Origin of the sequence: Segatella copri, assembly GCF_003465495.1 — a bacterium.
In the GTDB taxonomy this organism is placed as follows: Bacteria; Bacteroidota; Bacteroidia; order Bacteroidales; family Bacteroidaceae; genus Prevotella; species Prevotella copri_G.
The window spans coordinates 59,226-77,272 of sequence record NZ_QSAV01000014.1 but is presented as its reverse complement, the minus strand read 5'-3'; the positions used below and the strand labels follow the sequence as shown (position 1 = coordinate 77,272).

General features: G+C 47.0%; 16 protein-coding genes. 10 read left to right on the top strand and 6 right to left on the bottom strand.

The window, feature by feature from the left end:
• Nucleotides 1-205 precede the first annotated feature (205 nt).
• From DWV53_RS05935 to DWV53_RS05920, 4 genes are all read right to left on the bottom strand, one after another.
• Nucleotides 206-1,375 (bottom strand): ATP-binding protein, encoded by a 1,170-nt coding sequence (locus DWV53_RS05935; RefSeq protein ID WP_420377677.1) that lies wholly within the window; start codon nucleotides 1,373-1,375, stop codon nucleotides 206-208.
• Nucleotides 1,376-1,583: 208 nt separating this feature from the next.
• Nucleotides 1,584-2,123: an RNA methyltransferase gene (locus DWV53_RS05930; protein WP_118152325.1), complete on the bottom strand. Its 540-nt coding sequence runs from the start codon at nucleotides 2,121-2,123 to the stop codon at nucleotides 1,584-1,586.
• Nucleotides 2,124-2,161: 38 nt separating this feature from the next.
• Nucleotides 2,162-2,593, bottom strand: a complete 432-nt coding sequence (locus DWV53_RS05925; RefSeq protein WP_118152323.1) for a SufE family protein — start codon at nucleotides 2,591-2,593, stop codon at nucleotides 2,162-2,164.
• Entirely contained in the window at nucleotides 2,593-3,858 is a 1,266-nt protein-coding gene (locus tag DWV53_RS05920) for a peptidase U32 family protein (RefSeq protein ID WP_118152321.1), read from the bottom strand. The genes DWV53_RS05925 and DWV53_RS05920 overlap by 1 nt, the downstream gene beginning before the upstream one ends.
• Nucleotides 3,859-4,085: 227 nt before the next feature.
• On the opposite strand from DWV53_RS05920, the gene DWV53_RS05915 reads away from it, so the two are divergent.
• The 10 genes from DWV53_RS05915 to DWV53_RS05870 all read left to right on the top strand — a co-directional run bounded on the left by DWV53_RS05915 (nucleotide 4,086) and on the right by DWV53_RS05870 (nucleotide 15,139).
• A complete protein-coding gene (locus DWV53_RS05915) occupies nucleotides 4,086-5,036 on the top strand; it encodes a hypothetical protein (protein WP_118152319.1) in 951 nt (316 codons plus the stop codon).
• Between the two features lie 64 nt (nucleotides 5,037-5,100).
• Nucleotides 5,101-6,201 (top strand): C1 family peptidase, encoded by a 1,101-nt coding sequence (locus DWV53_RS05910; protein ID WP_118152317.1) that lies wholly within the window; start codon nucleotides 5,101-5,103, stop codon nucleotides 6,199-6,201.
• An 805-nt stretch (nucleotides 6,202-7,006) separates the two neighbouring features.
• Complete coding sequence (locus DWV53_RS05905; RefSeq protein ID WP_117586083.1) at nucleotides 7,007-7,651, top strand: hypothetical protein; 645 nt, start codon at nucleotides 7,007-7,009, stop codon at nucleotides 7,649-7,651.
• 2 nt (nucleotides 7,652-7,653) lie between these two features.
• On the top strand, nucleotides 7,654-9,177 hold the full coding sequence (rpoN, locus tag DWV53_RS05900) for an RNA polymerase factor sigma-54 (RefSeq protein WP_118152315.1): 1,524 nt from the start codon (nucleotides 7,654-7,656) through the stop codon (nucleotides 9,175-9,177).
• Nucleotides 9,178-9,259: 82 nt separating this feature from the next.
• Nucleotides 9,260-9,868 (top strand): phosphatase PAP2 family protein, encoded by a 609-nt coding sequence (locus DWV53_RS05895; protein WP_118152313.1) that lies wholly within the window; start codon nucleotides 9,260-9,262, stop codon nucleotides 9,866-9,868.
• A gap of 25 nt (nucleotides 9,869-9,893) precedes the next feature.
• Entirely contained in the window at nucleotides 9,894-10,400 is a 507-nt protein-coding gene (gene purE, locus DWV53_RS05890; RefSeq protein WP_118152311.1) for a 5-(carboxyamino)imidazole ribonucleotide mutase, read from the top strand.
• 53 nt (nucleotides 10,401-10,453) lie between these two features.
• Nucleotides 10,454-12,322, top strand: coding sequence for a 4-hydroxy-3-methylbut-2-en-1-yl diphosphate synthase (locus DWV53_RS05885; protein ID WP_118152309.1), 1,869 nt, complete (start codon nucleotides 10,454-10,456; stop codon nucleotides 12,320-12,322).
• Between the two features lie 266 nt (nucleotides 12,323-12,588).
• The gene (locus DWV53_RS05880) at nucleotides 12,589-13,296 is read left to right on the top strand and encodes a response regulator transcription factor (RefSeq protein WP_118152307.1); all 708 of its coding nucleotides are present in this window, start codon (nucleotides 12,589-12,591) and stop codon (nucleotides 13,294-13,296) included.
• Between the two features lie 78 nt (nucleotides 13,297-13,374).
• Nucleotides 13,375-14,196: a hypothetical protein gene (locus DWV53_RS05875; protein ID WP_118152305.1), complete on the top strand. Its 822-nt coding sequence runs from the start codon at nucleotides 13,375-13,377 to the stop codon at nucleotides 14,194-14,196.
• On the top strand, nucleotides 14,183-15,139 hold the full coding sequence (locus DWV53_RS05870; RefSeq protein ID WP_118152303.1) for a sensor histidine kinase: 957 nt from the start codon (nucleotides 14,183-14,185) through the stop codon (nucleotides 15,137-15,139). Before DWV53_RS05875 ends, DWV53_RS05870 begins: the two co-directional genes overlap by 14 nt.
• A 67-nt stretch (nucleotides 15,140-15,206) precedes the next feature.
• Here the strand turns inward: DWV53_RS05870 and DWV53_RS05865 are convergent, their stop codons facing one another.
• Together DWV53_RS05865 and DWV53_RS05860 are read right to left on the bottom strand one after the other, a co-directional pair.
• Nucleotides 15,207-16,019: a DUF3108 domain-containing protein gene (locus tag DWV53_RS05865; protein ID WP_118152301.1), complete on the bottom strand. Its 813-nt coding sequence runs from the start codon at nucleotides 16,017-16,019 to the stop codon at nucleotides 15,207-15,209.
• Between the two features lie 6 nt (nucleotides 16,020-16,025).
• On the bottom strand, nucleotides 16,026-17,993 hold the full coding sequence (locus tag DWV53_RS05860; protein WP_118152299.1) for an Ig-like domain-containing domain: 1,968 nt from the start codon (nucleotides 17,991-17,993) through the stop codon (nucleotides 16,026-16,028).
• Nucleotides 17,994-18,047: the final 54 nt, after the last annotated feature.

Here is an 18,047-nt window from a genome sequence, read left to right as displayed (position 1 = left end):
CCCAGCTACCTTTGGAAATCATTAAGAATCTGAGCAATTCAAAAAACTCAAGTTTCGCATGTAAGCTCCACACGCTCCAGGTATCAGAACACCATGGTATCCCCACATGCCCCAGGCATCAGAAGAGCATCATGTCCCCACACGCCCTGAAAGGAACTTTTGGACCTTCAGCCCGTACTTAAACCACATGCGAAAGTTCACGACTCTAATAATTCATTCCGAAGTACCAGAGAGGGATGATGATTCCATGCCCCGTCTCTATATCGTCTTTTACGATACGTCCGTTTTTTACATCCTCTATCTGCTTTTTACCTTTCTTCCTTCCGCCAATCTCAAAGGTATAATCACCAATGGTAAAGTCGGAAACCCTGGAGGAAGTAACGTCTTGTTTTTCTCTCATCTGATTGTAGAAGAAAGTTTCCCTTATGTTTCCTATGTTGGGATTAGAGGTGAGTACTGACATCAGACTTGGGTTATCGACATAAACTTTTTCCACCTTCCCCAGATTGCGCATTCCCGAAGTATCATCTCTGAGCAGACCTATCATTCCTGCACGCTCCAGATAGACGAGATAATCAGGCACGTTGTTCTTGCTTACCCCGATTTCTGTGGCGAGGTTCTCTACGCTTGGCTTGTAGGGAGCCAACCCGGAAAGAATGACGAGCATACGCTTCAGCTTGCGTGCTGTTGAAGCTTTCATATCAGCATATTGCGGAATGTCAACTTCTACCGTCTGGTCTATCACCTGCAGCATTCTTTGCGTAAAATCTCCCTCTATGGCAAATGGGTAATAGCCATGGTCGAGGTACGCTCTGAAAACAGGCAATGGATGATCCAACCCCGGAATCTCTACCTGGTGATTGAGTATTTCGTCGAGACTGAAAACTCTGGTCTTGATGCCTTCAAAAAGTTGCAGGTATTCCCTGAACGACAAGCCTTGCATCATATACATCAGCGCCCGACGACTCAGATCAGCTTCGCCCTTCTTGATATCCAAGACCGATGAACCGGTAAATATAAGGTTCAGGGATGGGTGCATGTCGTAAATTTGCTTCAGTTCTCTGCTCCAACCGGCATACTTGTGAATTTCATCTATATAAAGATGTGTACCACCCTCCTTGATAAACTCGTCAGCAAAGTCAATCAAGGAATGATTTGAAAAATAGATGTTGTCGGCAGACACATACAGGTGATGGCCTTCCTTAGACAGCTTGATGCGCTGAAGTATCATGGTGGATTTTCCAACACCTCGCGGACCAACGATACCTACTAATCGTCCATTCCAGTTGATTTCATCATATTTATATCTGATGAAATCAAGCGGAGTACGTTTCAATAACTCCGCCATGTATTCATAAAGTATATTGTCTATCATATCTTGCTCTTTTAGATGAATATCGTTTAAAACTGCAGCAAAGATACAAATAATCCCTCAATGAGGGATGAATTCTTTTGAAAAGTTCCCTCAATGAGGGATGAATTTAAGCATTTTTATCCCTCATTGGGGGATTTTTACACATTGTTATTACCAAATGAGTTCGTGCCAAACTTGGCAAAAAACGCAAGTTTGGCACGAACTCAACTTATAGTTTCAGGAGTTTGACAAACTCCCAGACTACAACGCCGGCGGTGACACTGACATTCAGGGAATGCTTGGTACCGAACTGGGGAATCTCCAGACAGCCATCGCTCATATCCACGATGTTCTGCTTGACTCCCTTCACCTCGTTACCGAAAATCACGGCGTAGCCTTTGGAGAGGGAAGGGTGAGCCTCAGGCAGGTTCTGAAGCTTGGTGGAGCCTTCTACCTGCTCGATGCTATATACAAAGTAGCCTTTCTGCTTCAACTTCTCTACCGCCTCTTCGGTAGTCTTGAAGTATTCCCAATCCACGCTGTCTTCGCCACCCAATGCCGTCTTATGAATCTCGACATTGGGAGGGGTGGCGGTGATTCCGCAGAGATACACCGCCTCTACACGGAAGGCATCGCAGGAACGGAAAACACTTCCTACATTATATAATGAACGCACATCATCCAGGACCACTATCAGGGGCAGCTTCTCGGCTTCCTTGAATTCCTCCAGGGTGAGGCGGTTCATCTCTATCGTTCTTAATTTGCGCATTATAATATACCTTTTATATATAATATAATCAGAGGCGGTTAAGCCTCTGCCTCTTTGGTCTTGTAGGCAAGGGCGTACATGCGAATCTGCTTGATCATCGCCAGAAGACCATTGCTGCGGGTTGGACTCAAATGGTCTTTCAGACCAATTTTCTCTACGAAATAGAGGTCGGCATCCATAATCTCGGTTGGGGTATGACCGCTCAACACACGGATGAGGAGAGCAATGATACCCTTTACGATGAGCGCATCGCTATCGGCAGTGAATACGAGCTTGCCATCTACATTATCGCATTGCAACCATACGCGGCTCTGACAGCCGTCGATAAGGTTCTGCTCGTTCTTGTATTTCTCATCGAGAGGAGCCAACTCGTTGCCCAAGTCAATGAGCATCTGATACTTATCCATCCAGTCTGTGAAATCCTGGAACTCCTCTACTACTTCATCCTGCAATTTATTAATTGTTGCCATTATTTTATTTCTTTAATTTCGTTTACTGTAATCAACTTATAGAGCTTGTCGTTAGGGCGTACCTTATCTGGTACAGGGATGGAAACTCTACAGCCCTGCTGCGCTGTTTCTACAGGCTTCAGGTCGTAGCGGATTTCATCGGCATGGAGATACATCACACCGGTGGTGTTACCCGTAATCAGCAGTTTCTCGCCCTTGTCGAAGGTAGATGCCTCTACGGCTACTTCTGCCACACCCAACTTAGAGAAATATTTCATCACCTTGCCCACGAGCACCTTCTTCTCGGTAGCTACGGAACCGTAATGCTTGTTCCATTCACCGAGAGTCTGCCCCTGGTAATAACCATCCCAGAAACCACGGTTGAAGACGGTGGCGAGTTTCTCATCCCACTCATCCTTCTTCTCCTCGGTAAAGGTTCCGTCGAGCACGGCAGCTATCGCCTCCTTATAACATTTCACTACGGTATATACGTATTCAGGACCACGGGCACGGCCTTCAATCTTGAAGACGCGCACACCGGCATCCATCATGCGGTCGATGAAGCGGATGGTCTTCAGGTCCTTCGGACTCATCACATACTTGTTGTCGATTTCAAGCTGGTTGCCAGTTTCGTTATCTGTAACAGTATAGCTGCGGCGGCAGATCTGCACACACTCGCCACGGTTGGCAGAGCGGTTGGCATTAGCGAGACTCATGTAGCACTTGCCCGATACAGCCATGCACAGAGCACCATGACAGAACATTTCGATGCGGATCTGCTTGCCCATAGGTCCACAGATGTTCTGCTGTTCTATCTGCCCATGGATGTGCTTCACCTGGTCCATGTTCAATTCACGTGCCAGTACGGAAACATCAGCAAAGCGTGCATAAAATTTCAAAGCCTCTGTGTTTGAAATATTTAACTGTGTAGATAAGTGAACCTCCTCGCCCACTTCATTGCAATAGCTCATTACAGCCACATCGCTGGCGATGACAGCAGAGATGCCTGCCTCCTTGGCAGCATCGATGATTTCCTTCATCGTTGGGATGTCGTTATCGTAGATGACAGTATTGACGGTGAGATAGGTCTTGATACCATGCTCGTTGCAGGTAGCAGCAATCTCACGCAAATCATCGATAGTAAAATGGTTGGCTGAATGGGATCGCATGTTCAACTTGCCGATACCAAAGTATACGGAGTCGGCGCCAGCCTGTATGGCAGCAGCCAGTGACTCGCGTGAGCCCACTGGTGCCATCACTTCAAATTCGTTTATCTTTGTATTCATGAATGCAATTTTCTAATTTCAGGTGCAAAGTTACACCAAAATGAAGACAAAACACAGAAAAATGGAGAAAAAATGACAGAAATTCTATTATATTGACAAATCAATCACGATTATTTGTCTATATTTGCCTATAAATAAGAATATATCCCTAGGATATACTTCTTTTTATTATAAATCCAATCCAGTTTTACGGCTGGTATTATTAATTAAAATTAAAATGAAAGCGTATGAAGAAAGCTTTTACCTCAGGAATGATTCTGTTCCTGGCAATGACCACAATGGTTAGTTGCACACAAGAAAACGTGATGTTTGAAACAACACCACAAGTCAAGAACCAAGAAGTAAGATTCTGCTTCTTCGAAAGTTCCATTGTGCCTATCGGGCAGGATGAAGAGAGCAATCTTGCCAGAACGAGAGCCGACGGGAGCGAGAAATCGCTCAAGGATGCAAACCTCTACACAGATCTGCAAGTATGTCTCATTCCGAAAGGAGATGAAACTACTGCCGGCTATACCGTAAGACAGGAAAACTGGGATGACGAATTCGGAAACGTCAGCCTGCAGGTGCCGGCAGGAGAATACACGCTCGTTGCCGTAGCAGCAAAAACTGATTTGCAGCAGGAAGAACGAATCGAAGTTAAATCAAGGTATGAAATGACCTTTGCCAACAATATTGTACGCGATATGGCGTATACCCTGCAGGATATCAAGGTGGAATCGGGCAGCAAAACCGTAACACAGAATGTTTCGCTGAAACGTGCCGTCAGCTGTTTTAAACTGCAAGCTACCGACCCGATGCCTCTTACTACCAATACGCAGGATATCACGATAAGCGGAAGCTGCGGTACGGTATTCAATCCTTCTACCGGATTCTGCAAAGAAAAGGCTACCATCACCCGAAGTTGGACTTTTGACCCCAAAGAATACCAGAACCCATACATCAAATTCACACTCTACACTCTTCTGACCGACAATGATGTAACCGACATTCATATAACAACTACCGGAAAGGACAAGGAAGGAAAAGCAGTAAAGACCGTCAGCTTTGACAACGTACATCTGGTCATCGGAAAGAAGACTACCTATACCGGTCCGCTCTACACCTACCCTGCCAACAACATGTCGTTCACGATTGACCAGCCGGAGATTCCTGCATCAGGCTATGACAAGGAATTTTGATAACCCATGGCGTTTTAAGAAAGATTAATGCCACAGATTAAAATCTTTTTTGTATTTTTGCGGCATGGAAAGAAAGAACATTATAACCATAGGACTCGCTCTGCTTGTATTCGCCGGTTGCGGATACAGACAGCAGCGAGCCGGTATCTCAGAGACAGGTGGAGGCGAGGATTATCTTCCGGAGCATATCCACCTGATCAGTACTACGCCCGTCAAGGACCAGGGCAACAGCGAACTCTGCTGGGCATACGGCATGCTTGCCACCATCGAAAGCGAGCACATCATGAAGGGGGATTCCGTGAATCTCTCCATCGCCTACATAGCCCGCATGATGCTGGAAGAACAGGCACTGGAATATTACTTTGCACAAGGAAAGAAGAACATCAGCCTGCGCGGTACTGCCCCGATGCTGATACATTATATAGATAAGTATGGTGCACAACCTTACGACAGCTATGAAGATCCGAAGCACGTGAACTACAAGGTGCTCTGCCGCAAGGTGCAGAAACTGTGCGATGGCGCCATCTTGAAGAAAGCGGGCATCAGCCAGCTCAAGGAGGAACTGAACGACCTGTTTGACGCAGAAATAGGCTACATGCCTGCCAAGGCCGTACACATGCTGGGTGCCGAATATACCCCTCAAGAGTTTGCCCACAGCGTATGCTATCCCGAGGAGTATGTATCGCTCACCAGTTTCTCGCATCATCCTTACAGAGAATACTTTGCGCTCGAGATTCCCGATAACCGGATGCACGATGCCTATCTGAACCTTCCGCTCGACGAGCTGATGCTCCACATCAGGAAGGCGGTAGAAAAAGGACACCCGGTATGCTGGGAAGGTGACATCAGCGAACCTGGCTTCAAGGAACCAAGGAAGAACTGTGTAGACATACAGCCAATGGAACGCCCCGTGACCCAGGCATCGCGACAGAAGGAGTTTGAACAGCTTCGCACCACCGATGATCATGTGATGGAAATCATAGGTACCTTCATGAAAGGCAAGCAGAGATTCTACGTCTGCCGCAACTCATGGGGCAAGAACTGGGGCAACAAGGGACTCATCTACCTATCGGAAGACTATCTGCGCCTCAAGACCATCGCCGTGTTCATGAGCGAAGAGGCATATATAATAAGGTATAAGCTCCCAAACAGGCTTCAGACATAAGAAATGTGTTAAAATGGTTGACATACATCAAATAGCTGTTAAATAGCACGTGTGTGCGCACACACATAGTTGATTTATATCAAAAAAGAGGCTTTTTTATGTGATTTTCTCTTAAAACATTTGGTGGGTTCGGAAAATCGTCGTACCTTTGCATCGTCAATAAGACAAAAAGGTTATTAGGTTTTTAGGTTAAGATTGTTAGTTGTTTTAGGTTATTAGTTAGTTTAAAGGTAAATTTAAGATTGTTTATTCAGAGAAACGGTATTAGTTAAGGTAAAGAAAAGATTGTTTATTCAAGGACGACAAAAAGTTTAGGTTATTAGGTTTTTAGGTTTAAGATTGTTAGTTGTTTTTTTATTAGGTTTTAGTTTAAAGGTAAATTTAAAGATTGTTTATTCAAGGACAACAGGATAATTCAACAGGTGAGTTGAAGGTAAAAAGATCAAATGTATGGGATAACCAAAGATGACGCCTGAGCAGAATTGCTGCTTCGGGCTTCGTAATGGAAAGGGTAACAAAAAACCCTTGAGTTATGAGAAATTTGGGAATATCGTATTAGAAGAGCGCAATTTCGAAATCATTCGAAGTTGCGCTCTTTATTTTACCCCCTAGGTAAAGAAGCTAGGACATATGTATTACTACATAAAAACTTTGCCAAAGACTATAGCCATAACTCCTTAAAGTACTTAACTCATTTACTCCTAGACTGGAGAAAGTTCAGTTTGAGAAAAAATAACCGCCAAATTATTTTGTTTTACCAACGAAAAGTCGTAATTTTGCAGAAGATATATAAAGATAAGAAATTATGGCAAGACATCCTCTCTGGAACGAAGAATACTGGCTCCTGCTGTTGCAGCTGTACCAGAAGAAGCCCATGGGCGTGAAACCTCTCTATTCGAAAGGGATGGTCGACTTGAGCTTGGAACTGCATATTCCACCTGAGTTTCTGCACGAACAGATGTTCAAACTCAGAATGGTGACTCCGAGAATCAAGCGACTATGGGAAAAGTATGCCGATAAGCCACAGAAACTGAAGCGCGATATACAGCGCATCAGACAGATGAACGGCTGCGGAAACGCCATACAGTTCTTCGAGGGAGTGGAAGTGAAGGAAACATTCGAGAAAAACTGGGAACCACTGGAAAGTGAACCATCGCTCACCCCCGTAAAACTCATCATCATCCTCGATCTCTACTTCCAGCTTACACCAATCACCATGGTGCCGGAAACACCGGAAATCATCGACCTGGGAAAACTCATCAGGACATCACCGAAGGTCATTGCCGAGGCGATGGGCGTATTCATGTACTGCGACCCCTATCTCAACCGCGAAGATATGCTGATACACCCGCTGCTAGAAGCATGCAGCGACATCTGGCACCAATACGGAAACGGAAATCCAGACAAGCTTTACCAGCTTGCCAACGAACTAAAAGAATACTTTAAGTAATTATGGCTCAAAAACTCATACAGACACAGGCACAGAAGTTACAGCAACTTCAAAGACTTTCAGCCCAGCAAATGCTGCAGGTGAAACTGTTGGAAATGCCGCTCACGGAACTGGAAGACAGTATCAATGCAGAACTGGACGATAATCCCGCTCTGGAAAGCGAGAACCCAGACGACATGCTCAACGAGAATGTCGCCAATGATGATTCGCCCGCAGATGATGAGTACGACAACAGCAGCGATGAGGATGCCTACGAGGCTGAATCTGAAAAAGAAGAAAGAAAAGACGAACTGGACCAGGCACTGGAAAGCATCGGAAAAGACGACCAGATGCCTGACTACAATACAGACAGATACAACAACCAGGACAGCGCTGACTACGAAGAAATGGTTTACGGTGACACCACCTCTTTCTATGATAAGCTGAAGGAACAGATGGACATGCAGCCGCTCAGCGACAAGGAGAAGGAAGTAATGGAATATCTCATAGGTTCACTGGATGACGACGGACTGCTCCGCAAGGACCTGGACAGCATCTGCGATGAACTCGCTATCTATCACAACATCGATGTTACGGAAAAAGACATCGAGCACGTGCTCCACATTCTACAGACCTTCGACCCAGCCGGTGTAGGAGGAAGAAGTCTGCAGGAATGCCTCCTGCTGCAGGTTAAGAGACTGCCAAGAGGTGTGCTCCGCAAGACAATGGAAGAGGTGTTTACCGACTATTTTGACGAGTTTACCAAGAAACATTGGGACAAGATCAAGGCAGGACTGGAACTGAACGATACACAGGTAGAAACCCTGCAGGCAGAAATCAGAAAGCTGAACCCGAAACCGGGCGCATCGATGGGCGAAACAGAGGGAAGAAACATGCAACAGATTACCCCCGACTTCATCATCGACACCAATGATGACGGAACGATTACATTCTCGCTGAACCGTGGCAACATTCCGCAACTGACAGTTTCGCCATCATTCACCGACATGATTGACACCTACAGGAAGCATAAAGACAAGATGAGCCGGAGCGACAAGGAAGCCCTGCTCTACGCCAAGGAAAAGGTGGACAAGGCACAGGGATTCATCGAAGCCATCAAGCAGAGAAGACATACCCTCACCGTCACCATGAAGGCAATTATCGACATACAGCGGCAGTTCTTCCTGGATGGAGACGAGGCTGACCTGAAACCGATGATCCTGAAGGATGTAGCAGAACGCACGGGACTGGACATCAGTACCATCTCGAGAGTGAGCAACGTGAAGTATGCCCAGACTAAATGGGGCACCTTCCCGCTGAAGTTCTTCTTCACAGACAGCTACACCACTGAAGACGGCGAAGAGATGTCTACCCGCAAAATCAAGATTGCCCTGCACGACATCATCGAGAAAGAAGACAAGAAAAAGCCGATCAGCGATGATGCACTCGCCAAACTGCTGAAGGAGAAGGGATTCCCTATCGCACGACGTACGGTGGCAAAATATAGGGAGCAACTGGGCATACCGGTGGCACGACTCAGGAAATAAGATAGTGGTATGAGTCAGGAAGAAACCGGGGCCCACCACAAAATATTTGAGAGATAAAAAGAATATATACGTTATTAGTGTTATGAAAGAGAAGAATATCATATTGACAGCACGCATCATGAGCATGATCTTCACGCCCTTCTATCTGCCGATGGTAGGACTGATTGCTCTGTTCATCTTCAGTTATATGTCGCTGTTACCGATAGGATACAAACTGGTGATGCTGGGCATGGTCTACCTCCTGACCGTCGTAGCTCCATCACTACTCATCCACCTCTACCGCATGGTTCAAGGCTGGACCTCGCGTGAGCTGGGCAAGAAGGAGCGTCGTATTGTGCCTTACATCCTCTCTATCGTATGTTACTTCGGCTGTTTTTTCTGGATGGAATACCGCAATACGCCTCGCGTCATCAGTATCATCGTAGTGGTAGCGCTGGCGATACAGATGATTTGCGCCTTCATCAATGTATGGTGGAAGATCAGCACCCATACGGCAGCCATCGGAGGTGTGGCAGGAGCTCTGGTGTCTTATTCTGTAGCCTTCAATTTCAATCCGCTGTGGTGGCTCTGCCTTGTGCTGATGATGGCAGGCGCAGTAGGAAGTGCCCGCATGATACTCCGACAACATACGCTGTCACAGGTAGTTACAGGATTTCTGATAGGCACCGCCTGTGCTATATTGGTAATATAAAGTTTATAATAAAATATAAGAAGAAATGAAACCATTAGTAAGCATTATTATGGGCAGTACAAGCGATCTGCCTGTTATGGAAAAAGCATGTAAGTGGCTGAACGACAACCAGATTCCTTTCGAGGTTAATGCCCTTTCTGCTCACCGCACTCCAGATGCAGTAGAGTCATTCGCCAAGGGAGCCAAGGAGCGTGGCGTGAAGGTTATCATCGCCGCTGCCGGTATGGCTGCCGCCCTTCCTGGTGTTATCGCAGCATCTACTCCTCTGCCAGTAATCGGCGTGCCTATCAAGGGTATGCTCGATGGTCTTGATGCCATGCTCAGCATCATCCAGATGCCTCCTGGCATTCCTGTAGCTACTGTTGGTGTGAATGCGGCTCAGAACGCTGCCATCCTCGCTGCTGAAATGATTGCCCTTGCCGATGAGGAAGTGGCTCAGAAGGTAGAGGCTTGGAAGGCGGGTCTCGGTGCCAAGATCGAGAAGGCCAACAAGGACCTGGCTGAGATGAAATACGACTTCAAGTGTAATTAATCTAATATTGTAATATGCCCCATTCTTTTGGGGCATATCTTATCTTATATATTATGGTAGATTTATTCAATTATACCCGCCGGGCCTCTTCTGTGGCACATATCGGAGCCCTCGGCCTGGGTGGCGATAATCCTATCCGCATCCAGTCGATGACCACCACCAACACCAATGATACCGAGGCTTGCGTGCGACAGGCTGAGGAGATTATCAAGGCTGGTGGCGAACTGGTGCGCTTCACCACTCAGGGTTCCCGCGAGGCAGAGAACATGAAAAACATCAATGCCGGCATCCGTGCCGACGGCTATCAGACTCCGCTCGTAGCCGATGTTCACTTCAATCCTAACGTTGCCGACGTGGCTGCTCTCTATTGTGAGAAAGTGCGCGTCAATCCTGGCAACTACGTGGATCCTGCCCGCAAGTTCATCAAGCAGGAATATACCGACGAGGAGTATGCCCACGAACTTCAGAAGATTGAGAATCGCTTCGTACCTTTCCTCAACATCTGCAAGGAGCATCATACTGCCATCCGCATCGGTGTGAATCATGGTTCACTCTCCGACCGCATCCGTAACCGCTACGGCGATACGCCAGAGGGCATCGTAGAGAGCTGTCTCGAGTTCCTGCGCATCTGCAAGAAGGAGAATTTCCACGATGTGGTTATCAGCATCAAGTCATCCAATACCGTTGTGATGGTTCGCTCCATGCGCCTCCTGGTAGAAGAAATGGAGAAGGAAGGCATGAACTACCCACTCCACCTCGGCGTAACCGAAGCCGGCGAAGGCGAAGATGGCAGAATCAAGAGTGCCGTAGGTATCGGTGCCCTCCTGGCTGATGGCATCGGCGATACCGTTCGTGTAAGCCTGAGCGAGGAACCGGCTGCAGAGATTCCAGTGGCACGCCATCTGGTAGATTACATCGGCAAGAAGAAGGGGCATCTGATGATTCCTGCCACAGCTTGTCCTTCATTCGACTGGCTGCGCCCTACCCGCCGCGAAACCGTGGCTGTAGGCAATATCGGCGGCAGCAACGTTCCGGTGGTTATCAGCAACCGAATCAACGGCGAGAGCACCGCTTGTGAGAACAAGGATGCTACTCCAGACTATATCTACATCGGTGGCAAAATGCCTAAGCAGTTTGTGGCTGGCCAGAGCTACATCGTAGATTACAATGTTTACGAGACGCTGAACAGCAAGCCAGAGACTACTGGTGCCAAGCTCTACCCTATCTTCCCTGCCATGGCAATGCCGCTCATCGCCAGCATCAAGGCAGACGTCAAGTTCCTCACCCTGCAGTTTGGAACTCCTGCCGATGAGTATATCGCTTGCCTGAAGGCTCATCCTGAGGTGGTGGTTATCTGCGTAAGCAATCATCAGAACCGTCTGGGCGACCAGCGTGCATTGGTTCACGAGATGATGAATGCCGGCTTGAAGAACCCTGTGATCTTTGCCGAGATGTACCAGCACAGCAAGGAGGAGAAGAGCGACTTCCAGCTGGAGGCTGCTGCTGATATGGGAGCCTTGATGATTGATGGTCTTACCGATGGTATCTGGCTGATGAACAATGGAGACATCCCTGCCCAGACAATAGATGAAACCGCTTTCGGAATACTTCAGGCAGCCCGTCTGCGCACCAGCAAGACCGAGTATATCAGTTGTCCGGGATGCGGCAGAACCCTCTACGATCTTCGTGAAACCATCGCCAAGATCAAGGAGGCAACCAAGCATCTCAAGGGTCTGAAGATAGGTATCATGGGCTGTATCGTGAATGGCCCAGGCGAAATGGCGGATGCCGATTACGGCTACGTAGGTGCCGGTCCTAACCGAGTAAGCCTCTACCGCAAGCAGGTTTGCGTAGAAAAGAATATTCCGCAGGAGGTGGCAGTAGAGCATCTACTCGCCCTCATCGACTCGGACAAGCAATAATATTTAGGCACGGATTACACAGATTACACGACTCTTTATTAGAGATTATGATATGGTTTATTAGCAGTTGCGCCATAAATCCGTGTAATCCGCGTAATCCGTGCCTAATTTATACCCGCCCCTAATCACTCCCCGTTCCTAATCCATAGTGCCTTCAAAAGTTCAGGAATGAATGTTATCTTTAAGTTAATCTCCACCTCTTTATATGGCTCTTTCACAAAAAAAATGTATCTTTGCAACTGTAATCATCAAAAACTGAAAAGATTATGGCAAATACTAAACTGCTCCTGGTAGAGGATGATGAAAACCTCGCCTATATGGAGAAAAGTTGCTTCGAAGATATCATCGGAGGATATGAGGTGAAAACCGCCGTTAACGGCAAGGAAGGACTAAAGGTGTGGCAAGACTTTCAGCCCGATGTTATTGTATCTGATATCGACATGCCCATCATGGACGGAATAGAAATGGTGAAGAAAATACGCGAGGTTGACGGAAAAACCATAATTCTGTTTACCACCGGACTCACCTCGCCGAAAGACCTGAAGGCAGGTTATGCCGCCGGAGCCAACAACTATGTGAAGAAGCCGTTTATTCCGGAAGAGCTTGATGCTCATATACATAGCCTGCTCCAACTGAAAGCCGGAGCTCGCAGCGAAAACGCCAGCAACCAGATAAAACTGGGTAAATACATTCTAGAAGCCGACCATGCTACTCTGAAAGATACGCAAGATGGTAAACAGAAAATGCTCACCGCACGAGAGGCAAAGATTCTGGAACTGCTGGCAGTAAACAAAAACGAGGTGGTGCGCCGCGAAGCCGTATTGAGCCGGTTCTGGGGCGTGGAAGACAAAGACTATTTTGCTTCCAGAAGCCTCGATGTTTTCATCAAGAAAATCCGTACGGCGCTGGAAGACGAACCGGGCGTAGAACTGAAAACCATCAGAGGTGTGGGATTCAAGCTCATCGCAGAATAAGCATCCCCCACCCCCCTCTAATAACATCATACGAGAATCAAATTAGAATAAAGAAAAAAAGACAGAAAAGACATCATCATGCTGAAAGCGATATTATACTACATACTATTCCTGGCGGAATATCTCATCACCATCTTCATAGGAGGATTCCTGGTGGGATTCTACCTGGCCATAAACATCCCTTCGGGCTCCCACAGCCAGCAGATAGAAGGTCCGGAAGAATCCATCTATCCATTCATACAGGAAGAATCCATCTATCCATTTATAATGGTCATCGGATTTCTGGGCATACTCATTGTATGGTTTACCTTCGGACATTACAAATTCTCCAGGTTCTCGCTTGGAAAGGTGATTCCTGCCGACAAATGGAAGGCAATGACCATTTGCACCATGCCGATTCTTGGCTTTACCATGGTCTTCTATTCCATCATGAACCTCTTCCATCTCGACTTCCTGCCCAAGCAGATGATGGAGATGAGCTATCTCGGCTTCCTGCCTTACAATATCATCGGATCGTTTATATCAGTCTATATCTTCTACGGCGCCATTCAGGAGGAACTCATCCGCTGCGGCAAGAAGAGATGGGTGCAGCTGCTCACGCTCTCGATCATGATGCTGCCTGCATGCATGATGTCGGTAACACCCAGTGGTGATATCAATGTAGATCTGACCGTGATCGGTTTTATCACCCTCTGCTACTGCAGCTGGATATACGGCAAGACACGCAGCACCATCATTCTCTTCGTGCTTTATTTCGTATCCAATCTGGTTCCCTTCCATTTTGAATCGAAAGTGCTCGGCATATTGCTCCTGATAGCCGGTACGGCATTAACCATAGGCGGATTCGCTGCCCTGAGCAGGAAACTGCCTGAAATGCTTGTGAAAGATGAAAACGAATAGAACCAAAATACTCAGCACCACGGCGCTGATAGCCGTGCTCTGCATGCAGCTGTTCTGGATGTGGAACTCCTTCGAGATGACCGTTCACCAGATGGGGTTTGAAACACCCTGGAACCTGGCACCGGATGTCAGGGCACAGGCCCTGCTCGCAGCCTTTTACGAAAGCAAGTTCACCGTTCTCACCTCTCTCCTCACCACGGTGGTCATCATCCTGAGCCTCATCGACCAGATTAATTATATTGATGAGCAGGAAAGGGTGCGACTGCTGCGCGAGGACTTCTCCTATGCGATGGTTCACGATATGAAATCGCCCCTTACCTCCATCATCATGGGAACCAAGTATCTGCACAGCGGCGTACTGGAAAAGAAACCGGAAATGAAGGAGAAATACTTCTGCATCGTAGAAGACGAGGCACAGCATCTGCTTGCTCTCATCAACCGCCTGCTCACCATCTCGAAACTGGAGCACGGCAAGCTGCATATTCAAAAGGCGGAAGTAAATTTGGAAACGATGATAGAGGATGTGGTGGATAAATACAAGGCGAAATCGGCGAAACCGATTCATATCACCACCCACATAGGAGCCACCACCGCCCTGGCCGACGAGGAATATCTGAAGGAAGCCATCAGCAACCTGGTGGATAACGCCACCAAATACTCTAAGGAAGAAATCAATATCCAGATTTCCACCCTAGAAAATGATAAGAACGTATATATCAAAGTATTCGATGAAGGTATCGGCATTGCCAAAAGCGAGCTGAAAACCATCTTCAACCGCTTTGAGCGTGCTGCAGAGCACGAAAAGGATGCCAGGAAAACCCGTGACGGCTTCGGTATCGGCCTGAACTACGTGCTGCAGGTAATCAACACCCATGGCGGCAGGATAAGCGTAAAAAGCGAGAAAGGCAAATGGTCGGAGTTCACCATATCGCTGCCGAAATAATCTGCTTGCACAGCCATATTAATAACAAAGCTCCCGATGCATCATGCACCGAGAGCTTTGTTTTATCTTATTTCACGATAGAAGAAACCGGATTTCTCACACCCTTCATTCCTACGAGGAATGCCTTGGCAGCACCAAACTTGAGGAACATATCCAAACGGATAGGAATATGATTCTCATCATCGGTTACATAGAAATCTACGATTCTCTTATACTTGCGATTCTCATACTCCATATAGGCAAGGCGCAGGCAACGGTACTTCACACCATTATCTGCCTTGATGGTAACCTTACCATCAAACTTTATCTGAGCTGGAGTGCGGTTCTTTCCATCAGCAATAGGGAATTTTACGGTATAACCCTTCTTCCAGTTGGCAGGATTGAAACTGCGGGCACGCAGGAAGATGTTCATCATGTCAAAAACACAATCATCGTAGGTGGCATTCTTCCATACATGCTTGCCATCATGCTGCTGACGGTGCTGCTTGAGATGACACCTACCGCCAGAATAGCTGTAGAATACCTCATCTACCGTATAGCGCTTGCCCTCGTGAGCTCCCTTACGGAAATACATAGGCGCCAGATCAGTGCCGCTGTAGCAGAGCAGAGTGTCGCGAAGCACAAAGATATCATCTACACGCTTATTGCCTCTTGTAACAAGAGAACCGCGATAAGCAGGCTTACCATGACGGGTGGTTTGGACGATAGACATACTGGCATTACCAGCTTTTACCCAAACAAACTTCCAATTGTAATACAGATTGTAAGTAAGGAACTCACCCGACTTGAAGGCTGTATTACGGAAGGTACACTGGGCAGACACCGTAGTGCTGACCAGAAGTAGCAATAATGCAATCCCGAATGATTTGATCGTTTTCATAACTCTTTATAATTTAGGAATGTACTCGATGCCAAGTTTCTTGGCACGTTGCGCATTCTGGTTCTTAACTTTCTTTTCTTTATCAGGCTTCTGCTTGGTAATGGCACCAGGCTTCTGGCGGGAAAGTTCACGGGCCGTAGGATCCCAACTCTCGGTTAAATCCCATTTAGCCTTGCATTCTATCACGTCTGGATAGTAATACACCTCTTCTGCCTGTTCATCCTTATCATAGCAGCCTGTATCCCACTTGCCGTTGCCGTTGCGGTCTACTATCAGACGCATGTAATACTTCTCCGGCTTGAGATAATAGAATTCGGCTACTCCGTTCACTGCCTTCACTTCTTTCACCACCTGATCCTGCGCATTGAGTAGCTGAACGAGGAGCGGATGATTGTCGAAATCGTGCGTTACATTAATAAGCAACGTGCCGTAAGTATCCAGGGAATTGACCTTGAAACCCTGTTTCACAGGTTTAGATACAAGTCCGTAGATGTCCTGGAATGCGGCAGAATCAACCTCCAGACTATATTCTATGTCCGGACGCCACTCGCCTCTCAGAATATACTTGCGGTTGCCCAGCGGCTTAAACTCCATCGGCGCCCTATACCATAGCGTATCATGCTTGGCATAGAGATGAATGCCTGCTGTATCGGCTTTGGCAAGCGGCGTATTGAAGGTGAAGATAACATTCTTGTCAGGATCGAGCTGAGAAGAGACACTCATCTGAACATCAAGCGGTTTTACAGCCATCACGCTATCATAAGGTTCACCCTTCTTCTTCAGTTTTTCCTGCTTCTTGGTCCATTTCTCCAGTTCCTTAGCCTGCGCCTTCATACGCTTTTCGTAAGGTTCCTTCGAAAGAATTTCGAGCGTATCAGTCTGGTTGCGGAGCACGCCCGTACTGTCTGTTATACGGTAAGTAAGCTCAATATTCAGCGTATCCTGATTGACCAGCGCCGTATCCTTGATCCAATAGGTAAGCGTATCGTTCTTCTCCGATTTTTCCAGAATAAAGGCATCTTTCTCATTAAAATTCAAGCCCTTGATCTGTGGCAGGATAGAATCACCATAACTGTAATAGAGCGAGAAGCAGTTGGCCTTCTGACGCTCTGCCTTGAGGAAGAAGCGGTCGGAAACCTGTTCGGTAAAGGCACGGAGCACTACATTATCCGGTAGAAAATGAGTATAATTAACCTGATCTATCGACTTGATATGCAAGGAATCAATCCATGTAGTATCCTGTCGTACATCCGGCTTGCTTGACGGCACGATAATATCATGAGAAAAAGCGAGTTTTTCGCTTTTCTGGCTGAACATATAGTTGCCATCCATATCCTGCAGGGCATAGATGCGGTAAGAGCCCGGAGCCACACCTTTTATGACGAAGCGACCACGGCTGTCGGTACGGCTTACACGCAGCATAGGCTTGGTCTTGAAGGCTGAATCGGCATGATCAGCGTAAAGACCTACCAGAATACCCTTGATAGGCTCCAGATTCTCTGATTCGAGCACATATCCCGACACCTCCATCGTATCGATGACCTCGCCGGTAGAGAAACTGTAGGTATAGTTTCCCATCGGATTGTCCTCGTTATTATCGCTGATGGCATCGGAAAAGTCGATGGTATAGGTAGTATTCGGCTTAAGCGAATCTACCAGAGAAATCTGAATATGCTTGCCCGAAGCCTTGATTTCAGGCACTTCGAGCTGCGGAGGCGAAACAACCACTTTCTCGGTAGGATTATCTACCTTGATATATTCGTCGAAATAGATATTCACCTTCTTCTGCTTCACATTTACGCCCTTATCGGCTGGCGAAGCTCCAATCACCTTAGGAGGAGTTTCGTCGAACCAACCACCATCCGGCTGTCCCATCTTGGCACAGGATGCCAACATGAGGAAAGCTAAGACGTAGAAAGGCAGAAACAGTGAATTTGCCTTCAACTTGTTCTTTATGTCGTTCAATTGAATCATTCTTTATATCTTCTTAATATCGCAGCATCACTTCAACTTCAGGCGGAAGAAGCA